The sequence below is a fragment of the Mesorhizobium sp. M8A.F.Ca.ET.218.01.1.1 genome (genome assembly GCF_004791165.1).
GTDB lineage: Bacteria > Pseudomonadota > Alphaproteobacteria > Rhizobiales > Rhizobiaceae > Mesorhizobium.
Genome location: NZ_SRUZ01000001.1, coordinates 743,479 through 769,893, shown reverse-complemented (window position 1 = coordinate 769,893; position 26,415 = coordinate 743,479). Strand labels below are relative to the sequence as shown.

The 26,415-nt window shown below is 63.8% G+C and carries 25 protein-coding genes and 1 tRNA gene; 10 read left to right on the top strand and 16 right to left on the bottom strand.

The window, feature by feature from the left end:
- Window positions 1-35 precede the first annotated feature (35 nt).
- The 3 genes from EN861_RS03655 to EN861_RS03650 form a co-directional block, all read right to left on the bottom strand.
- Window positions 36-2,246, bottom strand: a complete 2,211-nt coding sequence (locus EN861_RS03655) for a tetratricopeptide repeat protein (protein ID WP_281041205.1) — start codon at window positions 2,244-2,246, stop codon at window positions 36-38.
- A gap of 2 nt (window positions 2,247-2,248) precedes the next feature.
- Window positions 2,249-2,668, bottom strand: coding sequence for a caspase family protein (locus EN861_RS36605; protein WP_281041204.1), 420 nt, complete (start codon window positions 2,666-2,668; stop codon window positions 2,249-2,251).
- A gap of 82 nt (window positions 2,669-2,750) precedes the next feature.
- Window positions 2,751-3,320, bottom strand: a complete 570-nt coding sequence (locus EN861_RS03650) for an NADPH-dependent FMN reductase (RefSeq protein ID WP_135862415.1) — start codon at window positions 3,318-3,320, stop codon at window positions 2,751-2,753.
- A gap of 210 nt (window positions 3,321-3,530) precedes the next feature.
- Between EN861_RS03650 and EN861_RS03645 the strand changes: the two genes are divergently transcribed.
- On the top strand, window positions 3,531-4,898 hold the full coding sequence (locus EN861_RS03645) for a cytochrome P450 (protein ID WP_135862413.1): 1,368 nt from the start codon (window positions 3,531-3,533) through the stop codon (window positions 4,896-4,898).
- Between the two features lie 86 nt (window positions 4,899-4,984).
- Here the strand turns inward: EN861_RS03645 and EN861_RS03640 are convergent, their stop codons facing one another.
- The 8 genes from EN861_RS03640 to EN861_RS03605 all read right to left on the bottom strand — a co-directional run bounded on the left by EN861_RS03640 (window position 4,985) and on the right by EN861_RS03605 (window position 11,745).
- Complete coding sequence (locus tag EN861_RS03640; RefSeq protein WP_135862411.1) at window positions 4,985-5,962, bottom strand: complex I NDUFA9 subunit family protein; 978 nt, start codon at window positions 5,960-5,962, stop codon at window positions 4,985-4,987.
- 110 nt (window positions 5,963-6,072) lie between these two features.
- Window positions 6,073-6,525: a DoxX family protein gene (locus EN861_RS03635; protein ID WP_135862410.1), complete on the bottom strand. Its 453-nt coding sequence runs from the start codon at window positions 6,523-6,525 to the stop codon at window positions 6,073-6,075.
- A 196-nt stretch (window positions 6,526-6,721) separates the two neighbouring features.
- Window positions 6,722-7,003, bottom strand: a complete 282-nt coding sequence (locus tag EN861_RS03630) for a hypothetical protein (protein ID WP_127275826.1) — start codon at window positions 7,001-7,003, stop codon at window positions 6,722-6,724.
- 241 nt (window positions 7,004-7,244) lie between these two features.
- Window positions 7,245-8,246 (bottom strand): Ldh family oxidoreductase, encoded by a 1,002-nt coding sequence (locus EN861_RS03625; protein ID WP_189343572.1) that lies wholly within the window; start codon window positions 8,244-8,246, stop codon window positions 7,245-7,247.
- Window positions 8,247-8,397: 151 nt separating this feature from the next.
- Entirely contained in the window at window positions 8,398-9,207 is an 810-nt protein-coding gene (locus EN861_RS03620; RefSeq protein WP_127275824.1) for an ABC transporter permease, read from the bottom strand.
- The gene (locus tag EN861_RS03615) at window positions 9,207-9,872 is read right to left on the bottom strand and encodes an ABC transporter permease (protein ID WP_135862970.1); all 666 of its coding nucleotides are present in this window, start codon (window positions 9,870-9,872) and stop codon (window positions 9,207-9,209) included. Before EN861_RS03615 ends, EN861_RS03620 begins: the two co-directional genes overlap by 1 nt.
- A 203-nt stretch (window positions 9,873-10,075) precedes the next feature.
- On the bottom strand, window positions 10,076-10,873 hold the full coding sequence (locus tag EN861_RS03610) for a transporter substrate-binding domain-containing protein (RefSeq protein WP_135862405.1): 798 nt from the start codon (window positions 10,871-10,873) through the stop codon (window positions 10,076-10,078).
- A 56-nt stretch (window positions 10,874-10,929) separates the two neighbouring features.
- Complete coding sequence (locus EN861_RS03605; protein WP_135862403.1) at window positions 10,930-11,745, bottom strand: ABC transporter ATP-binding protein; 816 nt, start codon at window positions 11,743-11,745, stop codon at window positions 10,930-10,932.
- A gap of 213 nt (window positions 11,746-11,958) precedes the next feature.
- On the opposite strand from EN861_RS03605, the gene EN861_RS03600 reads away from it, so the two are divergent.
- The 4 genes from EN861_RS03600 to EN861_RS03580 all read left to right on the top strand — a co-directional run bounded on the left by EN861_RS03600 (window position 11,959) and on the right by EN861_RS03580 (window position 16,082).
- The gene (locus EN861_RS03600; RefSeq protein WP_135862401.1) at window positions 11,959-12,831 is read left to right on the top strand and encodes a dimethylarginine dimethylaminohydrolase family protein; all 873 of its coding nucleotides are present in this window, start codon (window positions 11,959-11,961) and stop codon (window positions 12,829-12,831) included.
- Entirely contained in the window at window positions 12,801-13,472 is a 672-nt protein-coding gene (locus EN861_RS03595; protein ID WP_135862399.1) for a TetR family transcriptional regulator C-terminal domain-containing protein, read from the top strand. The genes EN861_RS03600 and EN861_RS03595 overlap by 31 nt, the downstream gene beginning before the upstream one ends.
- 86 nt (window positions 13,473-13,558) lie before the next feature.
- Complete coding sequence (locus tag EN861_RS03585; protein ID WP_135862397.1) at window positions 13,559-15,139, top strand: 5-guanidino-2-oxopentanoate decarboxylase; 1,581 nt, start codon at window positions 13,559-13,561, stop codon at window positions 15,137-15,139.
- 235 nt (window positions 15,140-15,374) lie between these two features.
- Window positions 15,375-16,082 (top strand): SDR family NAD(P)-dependent oxidoreductase, encoded by a 708-nt coding sequence (locus EN861_RS03580; RefSeq protein ID WP_127275818.1) that lies wholly within the window; start codon window positions 15,375-15,377, stop codon window positions 16,080-16,082.
- Between the two features lie 221 nt (window positions 16,083-16,303).
- Here EN861_RS03580 and rpsA read toward each other — a convergent pair whose 3' ends face one another.
- The 3 genes from rpsA to aroA all read right to left on the bottom strand — a co-directional run bounded on the left by rpsA (window position 16,304) and on the right by aroA (window position 20,477).
- Complete coding sequence (rpsA, locus tag EN861_RS03575) at window positions 16,304-18,001, bottom strand: 30S ribosomal protein S1 (RefSeq protein ID WP_135862394.1); 1,698 nt, start codon at window positions 17,999-18,001, stop codon at window positions 16,304-16,306.
- A gap of 206 nt (window positions 18,002-18,207) precedes the next feature.
- Window positions 18,208-18,858, bottom strand: coding sequence for a (d)CMP kinase (cmk, locus tag EN861_RS03570; protein WP_135862391.1), 651 nt, complete (start codon window positions 18,856-18,858; stop codon window positions 18,208-18,210).
- A 260-nt stretch (window positions 18,859-19,118) separates the two neighbouring features.
- Window positions 19,119-20,477 carry a 3-phosphoshikimate 1-carboxyvinyltransferase gene (gene aroA, locus EN861_RS03565; RefSeq protein WP_135862389.1) on the bottom strand — a complete coding sequence of 453 codons (1,359 nt, stop codon included), beginning with the start codon at window positions 20,475-20,477 and terminating at the stop codon, window positions 19,119-19,121.
- Between the two features lie 206 nt (window positions 20,478-20,683).
- Here aroA and EN861_RS03560 point away from each other — a divergent pair, with 206 nt between their 5' ends.
- From EN861_RS03560 to EN861_RS03550, 3 genes are all read left to right on the top strand, one after another.
- Window positions 20,684-21,076, top strand: a complete 393-nt coding sequence (locus EN861_RS03560; RefSeq protein WP_127275813.1) for a TIGR02300 family protein — start codon at window positions 20,684-20,686, stop codon at window positions 21,074-21,076.
- A 172-nt stretch (window positions 21,077-21,248) separates the two neighbouring features.
- Window positions 21,249-21,324, top strand: a tRNA-Ala gene (locus tag EN861_RS03555).
- 78 nt (window positions 21,325-21,402) lie between these two features.
- Window positions 21,403-21,723, top strand: coding sequence for a hypothetical protein (locus EN861_RS03550; RefSeq protein WP_135862386.1), 321 nt, complete (start codon window positions 21,403-21,405; stop codon window positions 21,721-21,723).
- A gap of 9 nt (window positions 21,724-21,732) precedes the next feature.
- Here the strand turns inward: EN861_RS03550 and dgoD are convergent, their stop codons facing one another.
- Together dgoD and EN861_RS03540 are read right to left on the bottom strand one after the other, a co-directional pair.
- Window positions 21,733-22,881 carry a galactonate dehydratase gene (dgoD, locus tag EN861_RS03545; RefSeq protein ID WP_135862384.1) on the bottom strand — a complete coding sequence of 383 codons (1,149 nt, stop codon included), beginning with the start codon at window positions 22,879-22,881 and terminating at the stop codon, window positions 21,733-21,735.
- A gap of 8 nt (window positions 22,882-22,889) precedes the next feature.
- Window positions 22,890-23,579, bottom strand: coding sequence for a FadR/GntR family transcriptional regulator (locus tag EN861_RS03540; protein WP_245464247.1), 690 nt, complete (start codon window positions 23,577-23,579; stop codon window positions 22,890-22,892).
- A 257-nt stretch (window positions 23,580-23,836) separates the two neighbouring features.
- On the opposite strand from EN861_RS03540, the gene EN861_RS03535 reads away from it, so the two are divergent.
- Complete coding sequence (locus tag EN861_RS03535; protein ID WP_127275810.1) at window positions 23,837-24,826, top strand: arabinose ABC transporter substrate-binding protein; 990 nt, start codon at window positions 23,837-23,839, stop codon at window positions 24,824-24,826.
- A gap of 71 nt (window positions 24,827-24,897) precedes the next feature.
- Window positions 24,898-26,409: an L-arabinose ABC transporter ATP-binding protein AraG gene (araG, locus tag EN861_RS03530; RefSeq protein ID WP_135862382.1), complete on the top strand. Its 1,512-nt coding sequence runs from the start codon at window positions 24,898-24,900 to the stop codon at window positions 26,407-26,409.
- Window positions 26,410-26,415: the final 6 nt, after the last annotated feature.

The window sequence follows — 26,415 nt, the reverse complement described above, 5'->3', positions numbered from 1 at the left end:
GGCATTTCCGGCTCAAATGCCGAGCCGCCAGCCGGCTATTTTTTTCGAGCGTTGAATTTAGCGAGAAGGCGGTGCAAATATTTGATCGTGGATTTGTCCCTTGGCGCCAGCCGGCCCGTGCGGTCTAGCTCCAGCGTCAGGTTCAGCGCCTTGGTCAGCACCGCCTTCGGATCCTTGGCCACATACGCATAGTTGATGTAGGCCTGAACCAGATCAAATTGCCAAAGCGCATTGTTCGGATCGGATTGAGCCAGTTTCTGGCGGATGCCGAGGCTGGCTTCGAAGGCCTTCCTGGAACCCTCGAAATGCCGCTGCTTGGTCTCCAGCATGCCGATTTCCGAGAATGTGATCGACAGGTCGCGTTGCCAGTCGGAATTGCCCGGGTCGAGCTTGGCCAGCCGGTCGGCAATGGCAAGACTGTCCTGGTAGTTTCGCAGTGCGTCGCTGACATTGCCCTGGACATCAAGCACACCGGCAACCTTTTCCAGACAGACCGAAAGGTCGCGCTGCCAGTCGGTGTTGCCTGGGTCGCTCGCGGCAAGTTCACGCGCTACGGCCAGCGCTTGTTGATAGGAAGCCAGCGCTGCCGGCCAGCTCTCCTGGTCGTTGAGCGCGTTGCCGATCTTGGCGTAGCTGATCGACAGGTCGCGCTTCAAGTCGGTATCGTTAGGGTCGCGGCGCACCAGGTCTTCGGCGATCGCCTGGCTCTTGTTATAGGCCACGAGCGCATCGGCGGCGGCGCCACGCTCGCGCAGCACGTCACCGATCCTCTCGTGGCTTACGGAGACCGCGCGCTGGCGCTCAAGGTCGTCGGGTTTGTTCTCGGCCAGCGCCTGCCGGATTCTCAGGCTCTCTTCAAAGGCCGTCTGGGCGCTGTCCAACTGGCCGGCGGTACGGGCAAGGTCGCCGATTTCGTCATAGGTTATGGTCAGGTCGCGCAGCAGATAGGCGCTGTTCGGCTCGGCGTCGGCCAATTTCTGCTTGATCGACAGGCTTTGTTGATAGGCCTGGGCGGCCGCGGCCACATCGCCTTGTGTCGCCAGGACGTTGCCGATCTTGTCATTGGCCATGGCAAGATCACCGAGCCAGTCTTTCTTGTCCGGCACGCTTGCGGTCAACTCCTGCAGCATGCCCCTGGCCGCCTCATAGTTTTCGAGCGAGCTCGGCAGGTTGCCTTGCGCCACCTCAGTGTTGGCGAGCTTGATATGGCTGATGGCGAGATCGCGCTTGACGCTGGGATCGGTTTCCTGACGCGACCGCTGCTCGAGATTGGCCAACAGCGCGGCGAAGGCCCGGCCGGCCGCGTCGACATTGCCCACCGTCGTATAAAGAATACCGAGTTCCTCCAGCGTGCGGCTCTGACGGTCGGCCTGTTCCAGGCTGAGCGAGGTCTGCCCGGCCTCGCCATACAGCGACAGCACGGTTTCATAGCCCTTGATGGCCGCCGCATAGTTGAGGTCGGCGCGCGCCGCGCCCGCCGACAGGAACAGCGTCGCCGCCTGCGACAGCGTCCGGTCGGCGAAATTCGCCTTCAGCGCCTTGCGCGACACCTCGTCGATATCGACCGCCTCGGCCAGCTTCGCCTGTGCCGCGCCGAAGGCGCCCAGGGCCAACTGCTCCTCGGCCTGACGGCGCAGTTCCGTCACACGCGGATCGTCGGCGCCCAGCGTCTTCATCTCGGCGCGTACCTTGACGAAGGCGTCGGCCGCCTCGCGCAGCCTTGCATTCAGGCTCTCGGCCGACAAATGGCTGGTGTCGGCGCTGATCAACGCCCCATAGAGCGGCGCCAGCGGTATGTCGGCGTCGCTGGCGATCCGCTCGACCTCGCCGCGCATGTCCGGCGTCACGTCGGCCATGGCCAGCAGCAGCCGTTCGCGCTCCGGCAACTGCTCCTTGGCCGCGGCGGCGAAGAACAGTTTCGGCAGGCCGCTCTCGACATAGGGCAGTTGCCTGCCGCGCGACAGGTCGTAGACCTCCTGTTGCACCAGCGTCAGCACCGATCGGATTTCGAGCCCGTCCGTGCCGAGATATTTGGCCAGCGCCGTGGTGAAGGGTGAGTTCTGGCCGGTGCCATCGGCGGCCGTCTCGCCGGGTGCGGCCGAAAAAGCGAACAGGATGTTTTCCGCCCGCCCGACGCGGCCAAGACCCGGCGTGACCTTGTCGGCGACATCCTTGGCCAGCGAGGTCGCGCCGCGCCCGTCGCCGCCGCTCCCCGAGAACGGATCGCTGCGGCAGGCGTCGAGCACGATCAGCCCGACTTTCGCGGTGGCCGCGACCGCGTCGCGGCCACCTCTTCCAGCGGCAGGCTGGTCTTGTCCAGCGCATCGAGCGAGGACGGATCGGCATCGACCGGCAGCAGCCGGTTGTCGCCCGATATTTCGACGCCATGGCCTGAGAAATACACCAGCGCAACGTCCGCGCCCTTGGCGTCTTGGCGGAAATCGTCGAGCGCGCGGCGCATGCGCCTGAGATCGCGGTTGGTTTCGAGCACCACGTCGAAACCAAGTTTCTTCAGCGCCGCCTCCATCGCTTCGCCGTCATGGATGGGGTTGGCCAGCGGCCGGACCAGCCGGTAGTCGTCATCGGCCATGACCAATGCCACGCGCCGCTCCGCCACCGCGATGGCGGTGGTCGCAAGCACCAGCAGCAAGGCAAACAGCAACCGCAAGTCGAACCGCCCCCCGGCTCAGTCATTTGGCGACCATTCCATCTCTTTATGGCACGAGCAAGCCGGGTTGAGAGCGGCTCTTTCAGGCTGCGCGCATTGGTTTCAACGCCTCGCTCCAGCGCGACAGTTCGTCCAGCATGGTCTTGCTCCCGCCCCGCACCTGCTCGCTGGCATCGAAGGCGCCGTTCTCGTCGAGCAGTTTCTGGTACAGCGGCAGCGCGACGCCTTCCGGGATCGGCATGATCCCGACAGCGGTCAGCAGCGGCTTCAGCGCCTGCGCCGCGCGCAGGCCGCCGGAGACACCGCCATAGCTGAAGATGGCGGCGGGCTTGTATTTCCATTCGCGGGCGAGATAGTCGATCGCGTTGACGATCGCGGGTGCCGCGAAATAGTTGTATTCCGGCGCCACGAAGACAAAGGCGTCGGCGGCGTCGATCGCCTTCGACCAGGCCTTGGTGTGGTCGTTCTGATAGTTGCCGAGCCTTGGATGATGCGGTTCGTCCAGCACCGGCAGGTTGAAGGCGGCGATGTCGGTCAGCACTGGCTCGAATTTTCCGTGCTCGCGCACGAACGTCTCCAGCCACTCGGCAAAAACCGGACCGGCGCGGCCGGGCCGCGTGCTGCCGATGATGATGTTCAACTGGTGCTTCAAGGCAGGCTCCTTTGTCGGGCGGTATCCGTTGGTGACCGTCACTACGGCAGAGCGTTCCAGCGGACAAGATGGAACCCTGGCGGAACGGTCACGATCGGATGAACAGACCGTCCGCCCTGGTGTTCCTTCCGCCACGGTCCGGTCTGCCGTTCGGTCACATGGACGCCTGGTGTGCCAGCCACTACATTGATGGGAGCAGCGGAGCACTTCATGGATACTCAGCCCGCCCCCTTCGTTCCTCCCGCCCCGAAGCCGCGCACATCGCCGCCTTCGACGCTGGAGATGATCCGCATCGTCTATCGCAATCCGCTCGAACTCTGGGGCGAGCCGACCTACAACGAACCCTGGATTTCGGCCAAGGGCGCCGGTGGGCCGCTGGTCATCGCCAATGATCCCGGACTGATCCGCCATGTGCTGGTGGACAACGCCAAGAACTACAAGATGGCGACGGTGCGCCAGAAGATCCTGAGGCCAATCCTGCGCGACGGCTTGCTGACCGCCGAGGGCGAGGTGTGGAAGCGGTCGCGCAAGGCAATGGCGCCGGTGTTCACGCCGCGCCACATTTTCGGCTTCGCACAGCCGATGCTGAAACGCACGCTGGAGTTCGTCACCCGTTACGAGGCGGGCGGCACGTCCGATATCGCCCAAGACATGACGCTGCTCACCTACGACATCCTGGCCGAGACGCTGTTTTCCGGTGAGATCGCGGGCGAGCCGGGCAGTTTCGAAAACGAGATCGATCGCCTGTTCGAAACCATGGGCCGCGTCGATCCGCTCGACCTGTTGCGCGCCCCCGACTGGCTGCCGCGGCTGACCCGCATCCGCGGCCGCAAGACGATGGCCTATTTCCGCAAGATCGTGACCGACACGGTCAGGATGCGCGAAGAAAAGTTCAGGCGCGATCCCGATGCCGTGCCCAAGGATTTCCTGACGCTGCTGCTCAAGGCCGAAGGCCCCGACGGACTGACGCGCTCGGAAGTCGAGGACAACATCATCACCTTCATCGGCGCCGGCCACGAGACGACGGCGCGCGCGCTCGGCTGGACGCTGTATTGCCTGGCCGAATCGCCCTGGGAGCGTGACCGGATCGAACGGGAGATCGACCAGGTGCTGGCGCGCGAGCCCGATCCGACGAAGTGGCTCGACGCCATGCCGCTGACCCGCGCCGCCTTCGACGAGGCGCTGCGGCTCTATCCGCCGGCGCCGTCGATCAATCGCGAGCCAATCGAGCCCGAAATGTGGAAGGATCTCTACATCCCCAAGTACGCCGCCGTGCTGGTGATGCCGTGGGTCGTCCACCGCCACAGGAAGCTGTGGGACAGGCCTGACGCCTTCCTGCCCGAACGCTTCCACCCGGGGAACCGTGAAAAGATCGACCGTTTCCAGTATCTGCCCTTCGGCGCGGGTCCGCGCGTCTGCATCGGCGCCAGCTTCGCCATGCAGGAGGCGATCATCGCGCTCGCCGTACTTTTGTCCCGCTTCCGCTTCGACACGACGGCCGACACAAAACCCTGGCCGGTGCAGAAATTGACCACGCAGCCGCAAGGCGGTCTGCCGATGCAGGTCACGCCTCGCTAGGTGTGCCGATATTCAAGTGATGCCCGCCTGCGTTCTCGACTCGGCCTGACCTGAATCCCAACACGCCTTTGGCCTACTGCACTCACTTATACGGCTGGTTTGCGCTGCTGGAACTGGCCGGCGGCGCGGAAGCGCCAGAGGTAGCTGGGCAGGATCGTCGCGATCGATTGCGGCTGAATGCCGAGCCCCGCCAGTGTCCGGTTCGCCTTGGCGGCTTCGTCCGAAACGATGTTGTGCTCGCGCAACTGCATCACTTGGTCCTTGGTCAGCAGCGGATTGGGTAGGAGCCCGAGGATCGAGGCCTGGATGTTTGCCACCCACCACGGCACCGGCACCAGCATGCGCTTGCGCTCGATCACGGTGAGCAGTTCCTGCATGCACTCCTTGAAAGTGAGCACGTTGGGGCCCCCAAGCTCGTAGACTTGGCCGCCATCGATCTTGCCGTCGACCGAGCGCGCCACCGCCTCGGCGACGTCGCCGACATAGACCGGCTGGAACTTGGTGTGGCCGCCGCCGATCAGCGGCAGCACCGGAGAATAACGCGCCATATTGGCGAAACGGTTGAAGAAGCTGTCTTCCGGCCCGAAATTGATCGACGGCCGGAAGATCACGGTGTCAGTGATCGTCTCCAGCACCGCCTTCTCGCCCAGCGCCTTGGTGCGCGCATAATCCGATTCGGAGTCCAGATCGGCGCCGAGCGCCGAAATATGGGTGAGCCCGGCGCCGACGGAGCGCGCCGCCTCGGCGATCGCGCGAGCACCGAAATCATGCACGGCGGAGAATTTCTGCCGGCCGCTCTGATGCAGGATGGCGACGAGATTGACGACATGGTCGGCGCCTTGCACGGCGCGGTCGACCGACCAGCGCACGCGCACATTGGCCTGCACCGGCTGGATCTGGCCGACATTGCCGAGCGGCTGCAGATGGCCGGCAAGATCGGGCCTCCGGCAGGCGACCCGGATGCGATAGCCGCGCTTGGCCAGCGCCCGCACGACATGGCGGCCGACAAAGCCTGACCCGCCAAAGACGACGACAAGCTTTGGGGTCTGCAGGATTTCGGTCATGACGGGCTCCGGCGCGCGTTCCAGATGGCTTGGCTGAGCCGTTTCATAGTCCGTTTTGCGCCAAAGGCAAAGGGTGACGCGTCGTCGCTGCCGCCCTTCTTTCGGGTGTGTCAGAATGCCTTGCCGAGGCGGGCATCGACCGAGTGCCGGTTGCCGCCGCGAATGACGAAGAACAGCAGGATCGCGGCCCACAGGAGCGATTTTTCAGCGCCCGAGAAGCCCTGGCCCATGGTGACCCAGTGGAACCAGACGGTCACCAGCAGCACGAACAGGCCGGCAAAGGCGGCGGGCCGCGTCAGAAGACCGATGGCGATCAGGATGCCGCCGAAGAATTCGGCACAGGCCAAAAGCAACGACCAGAAGGCGCCGGGATAGAAGCCCAGGCCTTCGACCATTTCGGCGGCGCCGAAAGGGTTGGCGATCTTCTGCGAGCCGTGGATGGTGAGGAACGCGCCGGCGATGACGCGCAGCACGGTTTCGCCTGCATCATGCAGCGACGAATACAGCCGGCCAAGCGTCGGAATGATCAGCTTGCCGTGGGAGGGGTCGGTGGTCGCGGACATCGGAGCTCCTGTTTTGTGACAATGCCTTTCGCAAACGCCGGAGGGTTGCAACCAAGTCAAGTTAACAAAAGTTAACTTTTGAAATCATGTTTTGGCGTCACGAACGAGAAATGCAGAAAACCCCGCCGAGGCGGGGTTTTCCGGGTGACATCCATGAGGTGTCAGGGGCCGACGAGCGGCCTGACCTGAGACGGTATCAGGAGGGCGTGAAGCAAGTACGCCCACCCCAGCCCTGAACATCCGACATGGTGCCACCAACCTTCTTGCAGGCGGCGATGAAATCAGCGCTGCAGTTGGCGAATTTGGCGTGGCCGTTCTTGCAGTAGTGGTCCTCGGTGGCGCCGCCGCTCGGCGCGGTGATGACGCCCGGATTGGCCGGCTTGACCGGTGCGGCCTTCAAATCGGCCGCCTGCGTGGCGCCCATGAAGGAACCGAGCAGGAGGACGGCGGTCAGGATGGTGGTCTTGGTATTGGTCATGATGATCTTCCTTGATTCGAGGTTGTGTTTCCGGGACGCGAAGGGCGATGCCTTTCGCGCGGAGCAGACTTTCGATTGGATTTTGCTGTTCCCCGGTCTGGATCGGGCAAGCACGCCTTGCCCTGCACAAACGTTGGTCGCCCGAGCGTCGGAAAAGGTTCAGGGCAAACGCAAAAAAGCGCGCACAACCGCGCCTCGGGCGGGGAGGGTCATGTAACTATCTGAAAATAACAGAAATTATTCAGGCCGAATAGCGCTCGGCGAATTCGGAGATACGCTGGATCACTGCTTTGGGCGCGGTGATGCCGCGCGCCTGCGCCTTCTCGGCCGCTTCGGCCCGGGCACGGCCGGGCACATGCACGCCATAGCGCCGGCGCAGTCGGTCGAGCTGGTCTTTCATGCGCTGCTCGAAATCGGGATCGAGCAGCTTGGGCTCGACCGCAAGCACGAACAGGCCGGTTCCCGGACTGTCGGGGCCGCCACTGAACCACGGCGCGTCGAGCGACCAGTTGGCGCCCGACAGGCCCGCCGCCAGCACCTCGACCATCAGAGCGATGTTGGCGCCGCGCTGGCCGCCAAAGGCAAGCATGGCACCCTTCATGGCGGCGGCTGGATCGGTCGTCGAATTGCCGCTGGCGTCCAGCGCCCAGCCTTCGGGGATCTTCTTGCCGTCTTCCGCGGCCTTGCGGATGTTGACGAAAGCGGTCGCGCTCGACGACTGGTCGATGACCAGCGGCGCGCCGTCGGCGGCGGGCGCGGCGAACGACATCGGATTGGTGCAGTAGACCGGCTTGACCGAGCCCGAGCCGGCCAGGACGGCCGGTCCATTGGTGGCGGCAAAGGACACCAGCCCCTGCGCCGCCAGCCGGCCGGTGAAGTAGCCGAGCGCCCCGCACGTATAGGCGTTCTTCTGCGAGAAGATGGCGACGCCGAACAGTCTTGCCGCCTTGGCGAGGTCGTCGATGGTACGGTCGAAGCCGGTATGCGCCAGCCCGCCGCGTGCGTCCGAGAGATAGACGGCCAGTGCCGGCCGGGTGATCACCGGATCGGCATTGCCGTCGATGCGCCCGGCCTCGAGCGCTTCGAGGTAATCGATGAAATGCGACAGCCCGACGGCTGCAAGTCCTTCGGCCTCGGCGGCGATGATCGAGGCGGTGAGCGATTGCGCCGCCTCCTCATTGGCGCCGGCCCCAAGTGCCGCCATCCGGCACAGTCCTTTTGCCTGGTCGAGACTGAGTTGCATCATGACGGTCCTAAGGAAATAGGGAATAGGGAATTGTGCGCGGTGAATAGCGAACGGGGATGGAAATGTGAATGCGGAAGTGGCTGGCTACTCCCCTACTCCCCTACTCCCCTACTCCCCTACTCCCCTACTCCCCTACTCCCCTACTCCCCTAACCTATCTTGACCGGGATCCGCGCCTCGATCCGGCTGAAGGCGAAGACCAGAATGCCGGTGATCGCCATATAGATCAACGCCAAGAGCAGCAGGGGCTCGTAGGTGAGGTAGGTGTCCTGCCGCACCTTGGACGAGACCGCGAAGATATCGATCACGCTGATCGTCGCCACCAGCGGCGTTGATTTCAGCTGCAGCACGGTCTCGCCGGTCAGCGTTGGCAGCGCCCGGTAGAAGGCTTGTGGCAGCCAGATGCGCCGGAAAATCTTCCAGCGGCTCATGCCGAAGGCGCGAGCCGCTTCCAACTGCCCCTTGGGCACGCCGGCAAAGGCGCCGCGCATCACTTCGCCCTCATAGCCGGCGAAGGACAAAGTCAACGCCAGCACGCCGTATGGCCATGCCTGCCTGAGATAGGGCCACATCCAGGATTCGCGGATCCATGGATATTGCGGGAACAGCGAGCCCAGCCCGTAATAAAGCAGCCATAGCTGGAGAAGCAGCGGCGTGCCGCGAATGATGGTGCAGAAGACTTTCGCCGGAGCCGCGACCCAGATCGAGCCTGCCGCCTGCGCTAGCCCGACCGGCACGGCGATCATGAAGCCGAGCGCGCAGGTGACGGCTAGGATCCACAGGGCACGCCAGATGCCCATCAGGCCCATTTCCCAATATTGCGGCAGCCAGTCCCAGCGCATGAAGAAGGCAGCCGACGCCACCAGCCCCACCGCGATGAGAATCAGCACGATGCGATGCGGCTGCAGCCAGAGCGAAGCGCGCGCCGCCGTATCGATGATGACTGTTTCACCGGTCATCAGCGGGCATCCTTGATCGAAGGCATGCCACGCCGCGCCCATTTTTCGGCGCGGCCAAGCAGGAAGTTCGAAACCAGCGTCACGCAGAGATAGAGCACGCCGGCGGCGAGGAAGAAAATCAGATAGGCCTTGGTGACGCCCGCCGCCTGTCGTGTCGCCAGCGTCAGTTCGAAGAAGCCGACGACGGCCAGCAGAGCGGTGTCCTTGGTGGCGATCAGCCACAGATTGGCGAGGCCCGGAATGGCGAAAGGCAACATCGCCGGCAGCGTGATGCGCCGCAACAGAAGGCCGGGAGACATGCCGAAGGCGCGGGCGGCTTCGATCTGGCCCTGCGGAATGGCGAGGATCGCGCCGCGGATGACTTCCGTCGAATAGGCGCCTTGGACGAAGCCGAGCACGGCGATGCCGGCCACCAGCCCGCTTATGTCGACACGCTGGTAGCCCATGGCGGCCAGCACCTGGTTTATCAGGTCGGTGCCGGCATAGTAGAGCAGCAGGATCAGCACCAGTTCCGGCACGGCCCGCACCACGGTGGTGTAGACCGCGAACAGGTCGCGCACCACGGGTCCGCCGTAAAGCTTGCCATAGGCACCCCAGGTTCCAATAAGCAGGCCGACGATGGTGGCGCCGACGGCGATCTCCAGCGAATGCAGGAGCCCGACCAGGAGCGTCCCGCCCCAGCCGACGGGCGCGGGCGAGAGAAGTTCGACGATGCCGGCCGCCGAGGCCGGAAGAAAGGATTCGATCAGCGTCGCCCCCGGATTGCTGGCTCGATCCGCCGGCACCTGCGGCCGGCGGCAAGCATGCGTGGACAGGCCGGCCGGAGGATGAGGCGTCAACGCCCTGTCCTCCGGCCATGCGAGGGTCGTCAGTTCGACTGCGTGGCGCCGCCGTAAATGTCGAAATCGAAGTACTTCTTCGAGATTTCGTCATATTTGCCGTTGGCGCGGATCGCCTTGATGCCGGCGTTGATCTTCTCTTTCAGATCGGTGTCTTCCTTGCGCACGCCGGCGCCGACGCCCGGTCCGAGCACCTCGTCGTCAGGGGCCACCATGCCCTTGAGATCGCAGCACGCCTTGCCCTGGTCGGTCTTGAGGAACTCCTTCAGCGCGATGGAATCGGCCTGCACCGCGTCGAGGCGGCCGGCGGCAAGGTCGTTGTTGGCTTCGTCCTGCGTCTGGTATTCCTTGATCTCGGATGCCGTCGGGCCGAAGTGCTTCTTGGCGTAGACGGCATGCACCGTCGACACCTGGACGCCGAGGACCTTGCCCTTGAGATCGTCGGGCGTGGCGCCGAATTTCTGGTCCTTGGGGCCGATGATCGCGGTCGGCGTGTTGTAGTACTTGTCGGAGAAGTCGATGGTCTTCTTGCGTTCGTCGGTGATCGACATCGACGAGACGATAAGGTCGATCTTCTTGGTGGTCAGCGCCGGGATGATGCCGTCCCAGGCGACAGGGGTGATGACGCAGTCGAGCTTTTCCTCGGCGCATACGGCGTCGATGAAGTCGATTTCCCAGCCGACCCATTTGCCCGAAGCATCGGGCGAGGTGAAGGGCGCGTAGGGTTCGGCGGCGACGCCGATCTTGACCGGATCGGCCTTGGCCACGCCCATGGCGGCGACGCCGAGCAGCAGTGCCGCGGCGAATGTATTCAGAACAGTCTTCATTTTCAGAACTCCCAGTTTGTTGTTGGTTCCCGGTTTTCTTCCGTCCCGGCCTGTCCCTAGCCGATGTTGCGGATGAACTGCTTGAGCCTTTCGGATTTGGGCGCGCCAAAGATCTGCTCCGGCGGGCCTTCCTCCTCGACCAGCCCGTTGTAGAGGTAGACGACGTGGGTCGCGACCTCGCGGGCGAATTTCATTTCGTGGGTGACCAGCACCATGGTGCGGCCTTCGCGCGCCAGATCGCCGATCACCTTCAGCACTTCGCCGACCAGTTCGGGGTCGAGGGCCGAGGTCGGTTCGTCGAACAGCATGACGCGCGGATTGATGGCCAAGGCGCGAGCAATCGCGGCGCGCTGCTGCTGACCACCGGAGAGATAGGCCGGATAGACATCGCGTTTCTCGGCGAGCCCGACGCGCGCCAACAGCTTTTCGGCCTGGGCGATTGCCTGGTCGCGCTTGACGCCCAGCACGTGCACGGGAACCTCGATGACGTTTTCGATCAGCGTCATATGGCTCCACAGGTTGAAGTTCTGGAACACCATGCCGAGCTTGGAGCGGATGCGTTCGATCTGCCTGCGGTCGGCCGGGATGGTGTGGCCGTGGCTGTCCGCCTTGAGCTTGATCTCCTCGCCATTGACCCGGATGATGCCGCTGGTCGGATTTTCCAGGCAGTTGATGCAGCGCAGCAGCGTCGATTTGCCCGAGCCCGAGCCGCCGATGATGGCGATGACCTCGCCGTCGCGCGCCGACAGCGATACGCCCTTCAGCACATGCAGTTGACCGAATTTCTTGTGCAGGTTCTCGACATGGATGGCTTCTGCGGCGCTGTCCTGCACCTCGCCTGATGGGACTTTGGCAGCTGCCACAGCGCTCACCAAAAGACCTCCATATGGCCGCCGGCGGTTCGTCGAACGTCTATCCGGCTAATCAACATACGCTGTACTGCCCCGCTCCAGACTTCAAGCATGGACCCAACAGAGCGAGCCCGTCAATCCCGCTCATTACGGCACTTGCGGCCTTGTTGTGCAAGTGTATAAATAACCTCTCATGAAATTTTCCCGATTTTTTTCAGCTTAAAAAGGGCATCGATGAGCGCTTTCGGATCACAGTCCATGGCGGCGCCGCTGCGGCGCGTGCTGATGCGGTCGGCGGCCAACGCCATGCGTGACGCCGACAGGGCCGCCTGGCACTATGGTCCGGGATTCAACCCGGCGAAAGCAGCCTCGCAGCACGCGGTCCTTGCTGACCTGGTGGCGGCTTCCGGCGCCGAGATCGAATGGATCGAGGACAAGGCGGACGGACTTTCGGATTCGGTATTCACGCACGACCCGTCGCTGATGACCGACCGCGGCGCGCTGATCCTGTCCATGGGTAAGCCGTTGCGCGCCAGCGAGCCCTCGCTGCATGAGGAAACCTACAAAAGACTAGGCATCCCGATCCTTGGCCGCGTCGAGGCTCCAGGCCAGGTCGAAGGTGGCGACTGTGTGTGGGTGGATGCCCGCACGCTGGCGATCGGGCGCGGTGTCCGCTCCAATCAGGAAGGTATCCAGCAGGTTTCCAACCTGCTGACGCCGCTGGGCATTTCCGTCTACGGCTTTGATCTGCCGCTGTGGCAGGGCGAAGAAGCTTGCCTGCATTTGATGTCGGTGATTAGCCCGCTGGCTGACGACCTCGCTTTGGTCTATTCGCCGCTTTTGCCGGCCCCGTTCTACCAGACGCTGAAGGCGCGCGGCATCCGGCTGGTCGAAGGCGACGCCGAAGAATTCGCCGCTTCCAACGGCCTCAGCCTGAACGTCCTGCCGACCAGCCCGCTGAAGGTCATTGCCGTCGCGGGCTTTCCCAGGACCAAGGCGGCGATGGAAGCCGCCGGTTGCACGGTTGAAATCTTTGAGGCGGATGCGCTCTGCATCGCCTGCGAAGGCGGGCCGACATGCCTGACGCGACCGATCCTGCGCCAATGAATGCGCGCCGTAAGTTCCGTCGCGAGGGCGAGGGGCGGCGGCGGCAGGATCTGATCGAAGCGACTTTGGACAGCGTGGCGGAATATGGCCTGCAGGGTGCCACCTTGCGCACCATCGCATTGCGTGCCGGCGTCACCGCCGGGCTGATCCGGCATTATTTCCCAGGCAAGGAAGAATTGCTGCAGGAAGCCTATACGGCGCTGGTCGGCCGCATGACCGAGCAGGCGAAAGCGGCATTGGTCATGGATGATGCCTCGCCGCGCCAACGCCTCGCGGCCTTCGTCACCGCCAACCTCAATGCGCCGATCATCGACGCGCGGGTGTTTTCGCTCTGGGCAACCTTCCTCGGCCGCGCCGGTGCCGATCCTGCCTTGGCCCGCGCCCACCGCGACGGCTACCTTGGCTTTCGCAACGAGGTGGAAGCGGTCGTGGCCGAAGTGCTCGCCGCCGAACAGCACAAGCCGGACGCAGGCGAGCTGCGCCACCATGCCATCGCGATCAATGCGATCATCGACGGGCTCTGGATCGAAGGCTGCCTGGCCGGCGAGATGTTCTCGCCCGGCGAATTGGCGGCGATTGGCATCAAGGCTGTCGAGGCCGAGCTCGGCCTCGCGCCGCTCAAGCAATTCCAGGAAAAATGAGAACGGGTTTTCCCAGGAAAAGCGCGTAGCGCTTTCGCTTGGGAATTGCGTAAGAACTAAGAACAAAGAGACAGGGGAGTAAAGCAATGACCACCATCGGCGAAGCGCTCATTTCGCTACTCGAGGCCCATGGTGTCGACACCGTCTTCGGCATCCCCGGCGTCCACACGGTCGAGCTCTATCGCGGCCTGGCGAGGTCTAGGATCCGCCATGTCACGCCGCGCCACGAACAGGGCGCCGGCTTCATGGCCGACGGCTACGCCCGCGCCAGCGGCAGGCCGGGCGTCGCCTTCGTCATCACCGGGCCGGGGTTGACCAACACCATCACCGCCATGGGCCAGGCGCGCGCCGATTCGGTGCCGATGCTGGTGATCTCTGGCGTCAACGCCACCGACACGCTCGGCAAGGGGTTCGGCTTCCTGCATGAATTGCCCGACCAGCGCGGCATGATGGAGAAGGTAGCGCTGTTCTCGGAGCGCATCACCGAGGCCGCAGAACTGCCGGGCGCGCTCGCCCGTGCCTTCGCGTTGTTTTCGTCCGCGCGTCCAGGACCGGTGCACATCGAAATTCCGACCGACGTCATGGTGAAGCCCGCCGACGGTCTTGCGGCTGCGTTGAGCAATGCCGCCCCGCCCGCTCCGGACGCCGGGGCAATTGCCGAGGCGGCGAAGCTAATCAACGTAGCGCGCCGTCCGATGATCCTTGCCGGCGGCGGCGCCAGGAAGGCGGAAGCTCCACTGCGGCGGCTTGCCGAAAGACTGGGCGCGCCGGTTGTCGAGACCACCAACGCACGCGGCCTGATGCATGGTCATCCGCTTTGCGTGCCGGCAAGCCCAAGCCTGAAAGCGGTTCGCGCGCTGATGGCCGAGGCAGATCTGGTGATCGCCGCCGGCACCGAATTCGGTCCGACCGACTATGACGGCTATGGCGACGGCGGCTTCGTGCTGCCTTCGAACCTGATCCGTATCGACATCGGCGCCGACCAGCTTGCGCGGCGCCCGGCGACGATCGCCATCCAGGCCGATTGCGCCGTGGCGATCGAGGCCCTGCTTGCGGCGATCGATCCCGCCCACAGCGCCGGCGAAGACGGCCATGGCCGCGCCGCGGCGGGGCGAAAGGCCGCCTTTGCCGAGTTGAGCCCGGCCTATGCGGCGCAGGTGCATGCCGTGGAAATGATCCGCGATGCCTTGCCCGGAGCCATCATCGTCGGCGACTCCACCCAGCCGATTTACGCCGCCAACCTCTACTACGACCACGACCGGCCCGGCGGCTGGTTCAATGCCGCGACCGGCTTCGGCGCGCTGGGCTATGGCCCTCCGGCGGCGATCGGCGCGGCACTCGCCATGCCCGATGCCCCGGTTGTCTGCCTGACCGGCGACGGCGGCTTCCAGTTCACCTTGCCGGAGATAGCCGTAGCACTCGATTCCGAAGCACCTGTCATCTTCGTCGTCTGGAACAACAGAGGCTATCGCGAGATCGAGACCTCGATGCTCGATGTCGGCGTGGAACCTGTCGGCGTGTCGCCGGCGCCGCCCGATTTCTGCAAGCTTGCCGAAGCCTATGGCATATCAGCCGAAAGGCTGGCCGACATCGACGCCTTGCCACAGGCGCTGAAGCACGCCCGGGCAACGGGACTGCCACGTGTCATCGAAATCACGGTCGTTTGAACCATCCATGCCGGCCTTGGTCCCCGTCCGGAAGCGGACCATTTGCCGGCTTAGTCTTGGAAGGCATGAGCCGCGTCCGGGCGGCTTCGCTATTCGACGGTGCGCTGACGCATGCAAAGACGTGACGGCTGCCATGTCGAGATATCGGTTGAGTGATTGACTGAAAGGCGCGACGCTTCGCGTCGGCGCGGCTAACCAACGACAAAAGTCATAAAAATGACAGGAGCGGTCCAGGATGACGGAAACACTTGAAGGCAGGCATATCGTTGTGACCGGTGGAACCGGCGCGCTCGGTGGGGCGGTGGTCGGCAGGCTGCTGGAGCAGGGCGCGATCTGTCATGTGCCGAACGCGCACGCTGCGGCACCTCAGCACTTCCCCTTCACCGCGCACGACAATGTGAAGCTGGCGCACAATGTCGACCTGTCGGACTCCGCCAAGGTCGAAGCCTTCTATTCTCAGGTCCCTGCCTTGTGGGGATCGATCCATCTGGCGGGCGGCTTTGCCATGGCACCGGTGGAAAAGATCGAATCGGCATCCTTCGCCGAGATGATGGACACCAACGCCCGCACCACCTTCCTGTGCAGCCGTGCGGCTATCCGCTCGATGCTGGCGTCGGGCTCTGCCGGCCGCATCGTCAATGTCACCGCGCGCGCCGGGCTCGACCCCAGGCGCGGCGCCGGGATGGTCGCCTACACCGCCAGCAAGGCGGCGGTCGCTGCCATGACCGTGGCCATGGCGGAAGAGCTCAAGGCCAATGGCATCCTGGTCAATGCCGTGGCCCCCTCGACGCTCGACACGCCGGCGAACCGCGCCGACATGCCGGATGCCGATTTCACCAAATGGGTCAGCCTCGAAGCTGCGGCCGAATCAATCGCCTATCTCGTCTCGCCCACCAACCGGGCAATGAGCGGAACGCTGGTGCCGCTCTACGGCAGGGCCTGAACTTCAAGAGCATTTCGCCGAGAGCAATTCCAGGAAAAGTGCGTAACGGTTTTCCCGGGAAGAACGCGTAGCGGTTTCCCTTGGGAATTGCGTGAAAACAAAGAGTTGGAGCGGGTCGGCGAATCTATCAAGCGCTGAACCGCTCCAAAGAAAAACCCCGCCGGAGCGATCCGGCGGGGTTTTGTTTTTGGGCTCTGGAAGAGCTTCGCGTTGCGAAGGACTTAGTTGCCCTGCTTCTTCAGCGCGGCGCCCAGGATGTCGCCCAGCGAAGCGCCGGAGTCGGTCGAGCCGTACTGTGCGACCGCTTCCTTCTCTTCGGCGATTTCCAGCGCCTTGATCGAGACCTGCAGCTTGCGGGTCTTCTTGTCGAAGGCGATGACGCGGGCGTCGACCTTCTGGCCGACGGTGAAGCGCTCGGGGCGCTGCTCGTCGCGATCACGGCTGAGGTCGGAGCGCTTGATGAAGGTCTCGATGCCGCTGTCGACCAGCCGCACTTCCAGACCGCCATCCTTGACGCCGATGACTTCGCAGGTGACGACCGCGTTCTTGCGCAGTTCGCCTGACGTCGCGGCTTCGCCGACCGAGTCCTTGGCCAGCTGCTTGATGCCGAGCGAGATGCGCTCCTTGTCGATGTCGACGTCGAGCACCTGCGCCTTGACCATGTCGCCGCGATTGTACTCTTCGATGACCTGCTCGCCCGGACGGGTCCAGTCGAGGTCGGAGAGGTGGACCATGCCGTCCACGTCGCCTTCGAGGCCGATGAACAGGCCGAACTCGGTCTTGTTCTTGACCTCGCCCTCGACCTGGCTGCCGACCGGATGGCTCGAGGCGAAAGCCTGCCACGGATTCTCCAGCGTCTGCTTGAGGCCGAGCGAGATGCGGCGCTTGGCCGGATCGACCTCGAGCACCACCACGTCGACTTCCTGCGTCGTCGACAGGATCTTGCCGGGGTGCACGTTCTTCTTCGTCCACGACATTTCCGAAACGTGGATGAGACCCTCGATGCCCGGCTCCAGCTCGACGAACGCGCCGTAGTCGGTGATGTTGGTGACGGTGCCCTTGATCTTCTTGCCGATCGGGAACTTGGTGCCGATCTCGGACCACGGATCGCTCTCGAGCTGCTTCATGCCGAGCGAGATGCGGTGGGTTTCCTGGTTGATGCGGATGATCTGCACCTTGACTGTCTGACCGATGTTGAGGATTTCGGTCGGATGGTTGACGCGGCGCCATGCCATGTCGGTGACGTGCAGCAGGCCGTCGATGCCGCCGAGGTCGACGAACGCACCGTAGTCGGTGATGTTCTTGACGACGCCTTCGACCACCTGGCCTTCTTCAAGGTTCTGCACGATTTCCGAACGCTGTTCGGCGCGGCTCTCCTCGAGCACGGTGCGGCGCGAAACCACGATGTTGCCGCGGCGGCGATCCATCTTGAGGATCTCGAAGGGCTGCGGGTTGTGCATCAGCGGGGAAACGTCGCGGATCGGGCGGATATCGACCTGGCTGCGCGGCAGGAAGGCCACGGCGCCGTCGAGGTCGACGGTGAAGCCGCCCTTGACCTGGTTGAAGATGACGCCTTCGACGCGCTCACCCTTGGTGAACTTCTCTTCGAGGCGGACCCAGCTCTCTTCGCGGCGGGCCTTCTCACGGGAAAGCATGGCTTCGCCAAGCGCGTTCTCGATGCGCTCGACATAGACTTCGACGGTGTCACCGACCTTGAGGGTGGTGTCCTTGCCCTTGACGCCGAATTCCTTCAGCGGCACGCGGCCTTCGACCTTCAGGCCGACGTCGATGATGGCCATGTCCTTTTCGATCGCCGTGATCGTACCCTTGACGACCTGACCTTCGCCGGAATGGCCGGTGGTGAATGATTCTTCGAGCAGGCTCGCGAAATCATCGCGAGTGGGATTTGCAGCTGACATTGTTTCTCCTGGAGTGCCCCGCATCTCGAGCGGGACGGGCGCCGTGGGTTAGCGTTGCGTTGGCCTGCCGGCGTTCCGGGCTAAAAAGCCCTGGGCCGCTTTTCGAGCGGCAATTCCGGCGCATGAAGAATGCTGGCAGGCTGGTTCGTGCTCGATATGGGTATTTTCTTCGCCTCCGGCAACGGAAACGCGGGAGAAAACCCGGATCAGGCCTTGTTTCTCTTGGCCAGCACGTCGTCGATAACAGACATGGCCGCGAGAAACGCGGCTTCTATAGCCATTTCGCTGGTATCAAGCAAGTGCGCGTCGGCGGCCGGCTTCAGCGGCGAGTCGGCCCGGCCCATGTCGCGCTCGTCGCGGCGTTGGATATCGGCAAGGATTTCGGCGAAATCGGCGGTGCCGCCGATGCTTTCGATCTCGGCCAGCCGGCGGCGTGCCCGCACTTCGGCACTCGCCGTCACATAGAGTTTGATGTCGGCGTCGGGACACACGACGGTGCCGATATCGCGCCCGTCAAGCACCGCGCCCGGCGGCGTCCTGGCGAAATCGCGCTGCTTTTCGACCAGGATGCGGCGCACGGTCGGGAAAACCGCGACCTTCGAAGCCGCTTCGCCAACCGCATGCGCCGACAGCACCGCGCGGTCGAGCTTTGCCAGGTCGACCTGGCGCGCCGCGGTCTCTGCCGCTGAGACATTGTCGAGCGGCAGCGCGTGCTGGATCAGCGCATAGGCCACCGCCCGGTAGGTGAGGCCGGTGTCGAGCAGGTTCAGCCGGTAGTGGTCGGCCAGACGGCGGGCGAGGGTGCCCTTGCCGGCACCGGCAGGGCCGTCGATGGCGATGGTGAAGGGGTGGGTCATTCGCGGGCCGTCGATCCCAACGCGTTCGTCATCCTAGGGCGGAGCAGGAGCGAAGCTCCGTCGCGGAGACCCTGGGATCCATGCCGTGTCCTCAACCGAAGGATGCCGCGGAGCAGAATATTGCACCGTTGTGGAGCGTTGAAGTCACGGCATGGATCCTGGGGTCTGCGCCGCGTCGCTCCGCTCCTTGCTTCGCCCCAGGATGACGAAGGGAGGGATGTCGGCATCCAATCTCCGAGGTTTGCAATTGCCATCGACAATCACCCGATCTCCGCGCCCAGCCCCTTCATCAATCCCATGAACTCCGGAAAACTCGTCGCGATCATCGCCTGGTCGTCGATGGTGACCGGCTTTTCCGTCGCCAACCCCATCACCAGAAAGCTCATGGCGATGCGGTGGTCGAGATGCGTCTGCACGGTCGTATCCAGCCCGTTGGGGTGGCCGCCGAGTCCCTTGCCACCGGGCTTGCCGCGCACCGCAAGCGAGGCTTCACCCTCGGTGCAGTCGACGCCATTGATCTTCAGGCCGTTGGCCACCGCCGACAGCCGGTCGGATTCCTTCACCCGCAGTTCCTCCAGCCCCTGCATCAGCGTTTCGCCTTCGGCGAAGCTCGCGGCAACGGCGAGCACCGGATATTCGTCGATCATCGACGGCGCCCGCTCCGGCGGCACGGTGACGCCTTTCAGCTCGGAATAACGCACGCGCAGATCGGCGACATCCTCGCCGCCGGCATTGCGCCGGTTCAAAATGTCGATCTGGCCGCCCATTTCCTGCAGCGTCAGAAGCAGGCCGGTGCGGGTCGGGTTCATCAGCACGTTCTCGATCGTGATATCCGAGCCCGGCACGATCAGCGCCGCCACCAGCGGGAAACCGGCCGAGGAAGGGTCGCCCGGCACCGCGATGGTCTGGCCGGTGAGCTTGCCCTGGCCTTCGATAAAAATGTGGCGCACGCCGCGCTCGTCGGTCTCGACCGACAGATTGGCGCCAAAGCCTTTCAGCATCTTTTCGGTGTGGTCGCGCGTCATCACCGGCTCGATCACGGTGGTGATGCCCGGCGTGTTGAGGCCGGCCAGCAGCACCGCCGACTTCACCTGTGCCGAGGCCATCGGCACGCGGTAGGTGATCGGGGCTGCGTGCTTTGGGCCATGCAGTGTGATCGGCATGCGGTCGCCGGGCGTCGCCTTCAGCACCTGCACGCCCATCTGGCGCAGGGGTTCCAGCACGCGGCCCATCGGCCGGCCGGACAGCGAGGCATCGCCGATGAAGGTCGTTTCCATGTCATAGGTGCCGACAAGCCCCATGGTCAGCCGCGAGCCGGTGCCGGCGTTACCGAAGTCGAGCGGGCCTTCCGGCTGCAGCAGCGCGCCGTTGCCGGTGCCGCGGATCACCCATTCGGCGCCGTGCTTCTCTATATGCGCGCCCATCGCCTTCATGGCCGCGCCCGTGCGCATCACGTCCTCGCCCTCGAGCAGGCCGGTGATGCGGGTTTCGCCGGAGGCGAGCCCCCCGAACATGAAGGAGCGGTGCGAGATCGATTTGTCGCCCGGCACACGGGCCGTGCCGGAAAGGGCGGATGATTTGCGGGCGGTGGCCGGCTTGGCAGCGGCGGCGTGAGACATGGAATTTCCCTGGACGGAATGCCGGCTGACCGGCGCTTTTCATTTGTTGCGGCGGTCTCCTATCACGGCGAGGCGAAATGGTCATCCCCATGGTCGTCACTTGGCGCGAGGCCTTTCAATGCTTGGTTTTGTGACGCCGGCTTTTCGCTTTGACAGCGCTGCAAACAGTGGTTAAGGGGACCACTCTTTTATTGACGAGGCTTGCCGTGGCAAAAACCGAACTTGGCACAAAACGCATCGACCCTGAAACGGGCCGGAAATTTTACGACCTGAACAAAGACCCGATCGTCTCGCCCTATACCGGCAAGAGCTATCCGCGTTCCTATTTCGACGAAGGCAAGATCGCCGCCGTCGAGGAGGAGGAGGAAGTGGCCGAGAAGGAAGTGGACGCCGAGGACGAAGAGGGCGCCGAAGTCGTTTCGCTGGAAGAGGCCGATGACGAGGCCAAGGGCGGCGACGATCTTCCCGATCTCGGCGACGACGAGGATGATGTCGATCTCGGCGACGACGAGGATGACACCTTCCTTGCCGACGAAGAGGAAGAAGACGACGATGTTGCCGACATGATCGGCGTCGGCGACGACGACGACGAGGTCTGACAAGGTCTCGAACGCAAGCGTTTGCCGGCTTTCACGGCCTGTGAAGAAAAAGCCGCCGATGAAGGCTTGATATCTGGGAAAGGCGGGGTTAGAAGCCGCCTGCACTAACGGCGCGGTCTTCCAACCCTCGCCGATCTCTCGCCGGAAACGGCGCCGGCAGACTGCCGGGAGTGGGGCCATAGCTCAGTTGGGAGAGCGCTTGAATGGCATTCAAGAGGTCGTCGGTTCGATCCCGATTGGCTCCACCAAGTTCTCTAGAGTTTCAGCTTTTTGTCAGCGCGCATGCTAACTGGTCCGTCTCCGTTTCAGCGGGGTGGGATAGGTCAATGCGGAACGGCAGTCTGATTACACTCGCTCTTGCTGGGTTGGCGCTGGCACTTACCGCATGCGACCCTCCGCCGGGCATCGTCAGGATGCGCCGCGATAGCGACAACAAACAGGCTCTATGCTTCATCGGGGCGGATAACTCTGGACGCAACTCGCTTGGGAACAACGCATCGATTTCCGTCGTTCGATGCGTTGCCGCTTGTGAGAAGCTGGGTTTCGTTATCGAAAAGAGTTTCCCGTCTGATCTCATCGTGAACACGGACGGCGTTGGTGACGTGCCAGAAGACCGTTGCTCGATAATGCTGAGAAAAATGTGGTAGCTTGGCTGCTCACCACTCGGCGAAGGAGCCGTCCTTGTGGCGCCAGATCGGGTTGCGCCAGCGGTGGCCTTCCTTGGCCCGCTCCTTGACATAGTCCTCGTCGATCTCGACGCCGAGCCCCGGGCCGTCGGGGATGGCGACATAGCCATCCTCGTAGCGGAAGACGTCCTTGTTGGCGGCGTAGTCGAGCAGGTCGTTGGCGGCGTTGTAGTGGATGCCCAGGCTCTGCTCCTGGATGAAACAGTTGTAGCTCACGGCATCGAGCTGCAGGCAGGCGGCGAGCGCGATCGGTCCGAGCGGGCAGTGCGGCGCCACCGCCACGTCATACGCCTCCGCCATAGCCGCGATCTTGCGGCACTCGGTGATGCCGCCGGCATGCGACAGATCGGGCTGGATGATGTCGACGACGCCTTCCTCGAACACGGATTTGAAGTCCCAGCGGCTGTAGAGCCGCTCGCCGAGCGCGATCGGCGTCGAGCCAAGGGCGGCGATCTCCTTCAGCGCCTCGCGGTTTTCGCTGAGCACCGGCTCCTCGATGAACATCAGGCGGTAGGGCTCCAATTCCTTGACGAGGATGCGGGCCATCGGCCGGTGGACGCGGCCATGGAAATCGACGGCGATGCCGATATTGGGCCCGACCGCCTCGCGCACCATGGCGACGCGTTCGATGGCGGCATCTATTCTGTCGTGGCTGTCGACGATCTGCAGTTCCTCCGTGCCGTTCATCTTGAGCGCCAGGAAGCCGCGGGCCACGACTTCCTTGGCGCCAGCCGCCACTTCCGCCGGCCGGTCGCCGCCGATCCAGGAATAGACCTTGATGGTGTCGCGCAGTCTGCCGCCGAGCAGTTCATGCACGGGCACGCCGAGCGCCTTGCCCTTGATGTCCCACAGCGCCTGGTCGATGCCTGCAATGGCGCTCATCAGGATCGGCCCGCCGCGGTAGAAGCCGCCGCGATGCATCACCGTCCAATGATCCTCGATCAGGCGAGGATCCTTGCCGATCAGATAATCGCCAAGCTCCTTGACCGCCGCTTCGACGGTCAACGCGCGGCCTTCGACCACCGGCTCGCCCCAGCCGGTGACGCCGGCATCTGTCTCGATCTTCAGGAACAGCCAGCGTGGCGGAACGATGTAGGTGGTGAGCGAGATGATTTTCATGCGCGGTCTCAGTTGTTCTTGAGTTTCTTGGCGCTGACGAGGTCGCGCGCCGCAAGGTCGAGAATCCGGTTGGCGGCACCACGCGCTGCCTCGGCGTCGCGCATGCGCAGCGCCTCCACCACTTCGCGGTGCGCCGCCACGGCTTCCATGCGGCGGTCGAGCGAGATGGTTGCCGTCGCTTCCAGCGAGAATTTCAGCCCGGTGTCGATCAGGTTGCCGATCTGGCGGAAGATCGGGTTGTGGCTGGCGGCATAGACGATCTGGTGGAAAGCAATGTCGCTGCGCGAGAAGGCGGCGAGGTCCTCGCCGGCATCAGCCATGCCGCGCCACGCGGCCTCCAGATCGGCGATCTCCTGCAGCGTCGCACGCGTGGCGGCCAACTCGGCGACCAGCGGCTCGATGGCCCGGCGTGTCTCCAGGATGGCATCGAACAGCTTGTCGTCAAGCGCATGCGGCGCGTGCCAGGCCAGCACTTGCGGGTCGATGATGTTCCAGTCGTCCTCGTTGCACACGATGGTGCCGACGCGCGGCCGCGATAGCACCAGCCCCTTGGCGGCCAGCACCTTCAGGGCTTCGCGGATGACGGTGCGGCTGACGCCATACTCGACGCCGAGTTCGTTTTCGGTGGGCAGGGAAGAGCCGGCCGGATAGCGCCCGGAAAAGATGTCGGAGGCGATCGCCTTCGTCACATCGGGCATGACGCGCGGGCGGCGCGTGGCCGTGTCGGCTGAAGCCTTCTTAGACGTTTCGGTCACCTCAGCCCTCCTCCAAGGCGGCGAACCCACTGGTTTCGCACAACCGGCCCGGCCTTACCGGATGCGGATGATTTGCGCCAGCGATCCCTGGTCAGAGCATGTATCTTAATTATCATACCAGATCAATTGACGAGTATGATAAAAACAATTAGAGACTCCTGCATCCGGGCTGAGCGCCCGGCCATCGCTGGGAGGTAATCATGCGACTTCTGAAGACCGCGCTCGTCGCGGGCGCGCTTGCCGTGCTGTCCGTCACGACCATCGCTGCATATGCTCAGGACACCAAGATCGGCTTCATCGTCAAACAGCCCGAGGAGCCGTGGTTCCAGGACGAATGGAAGTTCGCCGACCAGGCCGCCAAGGAAAAGGGTTTTACCCTCGTCAAGATCGGCGCCGAGGACGGTGAGAAGCTGATGTCGGCGATCGACAATCTCGGCGCGCAAGGCGCCCAGGGCTTCATCGTCTGCACGCCGGACGTAAAGCTTGGCCCCGGCATCGTCGCCAAGGCCACCGCCAACAATCTCAAGCTGATGACCGTCGACGACCGTCTGGTCGGCGCCGACGGCAAGGCGCTCGAAGACGTGCCGCATATGGGCATCTCGGCCACCAAGATCGGTGAGGCCGTCGGCCAGGCGATCGTCGATGAGATGAAGGCGCGCGGCTGGAAGGCCGACGAAGTCGGTGCGATCCGCGTTTCCTATGACCAGTTGCCGACCGCCGTCGACCGTGTCGAAGGCGCCATCTCGGTGCTGAAGGCCAACGGCTTCAAGGCCGAGAACATTTTCGACGCTCCCCAGGCCAAGACCGACACCGAAGCAGCCCTCAATGCCGCGACGGTGGTGCTCAACGCCCATGCCGACATCAAGAAGTGGGTCTCTTTCGGCCTCAACGACGAAGCGGTGCTCGGTGCAGTGCGCGCATCCGAAAGCGTCGGCATTGCTGCTGACGGCATGATCGGCGTCGGCATCGGCGGCGCGGATTCGGCGATCAACGAATTCAAGAAGCCGACCGCCACTGGCTTTGTCGGCACCGTGATCATCTCGCCGAAGCGCCATGGCTACGAGACGGCGCTCAACATGTATGACTGGGTCGCCAACAACAAGGAACCGGAGAAGCTGATCCTGACCTCCGGCGCGCTGGCCAAACGCGACGACTACCAGAAGGTCCGCCAGGGCCTCGGCATCGAATAATCCTCCCTGTACAAACAGGCGGCGGCTCATGCCGCCGCCTGTTTGCCGTGGCACAAGAAGGATCGACGCCCGTGTCCTTTCTCGACTTCTCGCACATCACCAAGACCTATCCGGGTGTCAAGGCGCTGTCGGACGTCTCGTTCGGCGTCGACAGGGGCGCAGTGCATGGCCTGATGGGCGAAAACGGCGCCGGTAAATCGACCCTGATCAAGATCCTGTCGGGCGACCAGCATGCGGACGAAGGCGAGATCCGCATCGACGGCAAGGTCCAGGCCTATGCCTCGACAAGGGATGCCTTCGACAATGGGGTCATCGTCATTCATCAGGAATTGCAGCTCGTGCCGGAACTCACCGTCGCCGAGAACCTCAGCCTCGGCCGCTTTCCCGCCAGCGCCGGCGTCATCGCGCGCGGCAAGATGCTGGAGGACGTCGGCGCCAAGCTGAAATCGGCCGGCATCGACATCGATATCAGCCGCAAGGTCAAGACGCTGTCGATCGGCGAGCGCCAGATGATCGAGATCGCCAAGGCAATCATGCTCGACGCGCGCGTCATCGCGCTGGACGAGCCGACCTCGTCGCTGTCGTCGCGCGAGAGCGAAATCCTGTTTGCCCTGATCGACCGCCTGCGCGGCGAGGGCAAGGTCATCATCTATGTCTCGCACCGGCTCGACGAGGTGTTCCGCCTCTGCGACAGCCTGACCGTGCTGCGCGACGGCAAGCTCGCGGCGCACCACGCATCGCTGAAAGGCGTCACCCGCGACCAGGTTGTCGCCGAAATGGTCGGCCGCGAAATCTCCGACATCTGGGGGTTTCGGCCACGCAAGGCCGGCGACATCAGGCTAGAGGTCGAAGCCATCTCCGGAGCAAAACTGAAGACACCGGCCAGTTTCGAGGCAAGGGCCGGCGAGATCGTCGGCTTCTTCGGCCTCATCGGTGCAGGCCGCTCGGAACTGATGCGGCTGGTCTTCGGCGCCGACCCGCGCTCGGGCGGCACCATCACGGTGGATGGCAAGGCGATCCATGCCGCCGACCCGCATGGCGCGATCCGGGCCGGCATCGTGCTGTGTTCGGAAGACCGCAAGCATGACGGCATCATCCAGGGCCGCTCGATCGAGGAGAACATCAACATCTCGTCGCGGCGCCATCACGCGCGCTTCGGCATCCTGAACCGCGCCAGCGAGATCGCCACGGCCGAAACCTTCATCAAGAAGCTCAAGGTGCGCACGCCATCGCGCAAGCAGGACATCATCAACCTCTCCGGCGGCAACCAGCAGAAGGTCATTCTTGGCCGCTGGCTGTCGGAGCAGGGCGTACGCGTCCTCATCGTCGACGAGCCGACACGCGGCATCGATGTCGGCGCCAAGTCGGAAATCTACGAACTGCTCTACCAGCTTGCCGAGGATGGCATGGCGATCGTCGTCGTCTCGTCCGACCTGCCGGAGGTGATGGGCATTTGCGACCGTATCCTGGTGATGTGCGGCGGGCGCATCAATGCCGAGCTTGCACGCAACCAGTTCGCCGAGAAGGCGATCCTGGCCGCGGCACTTCCCGACACCAAAACCCCCGACGCCATCGCATCCTGAGGACCT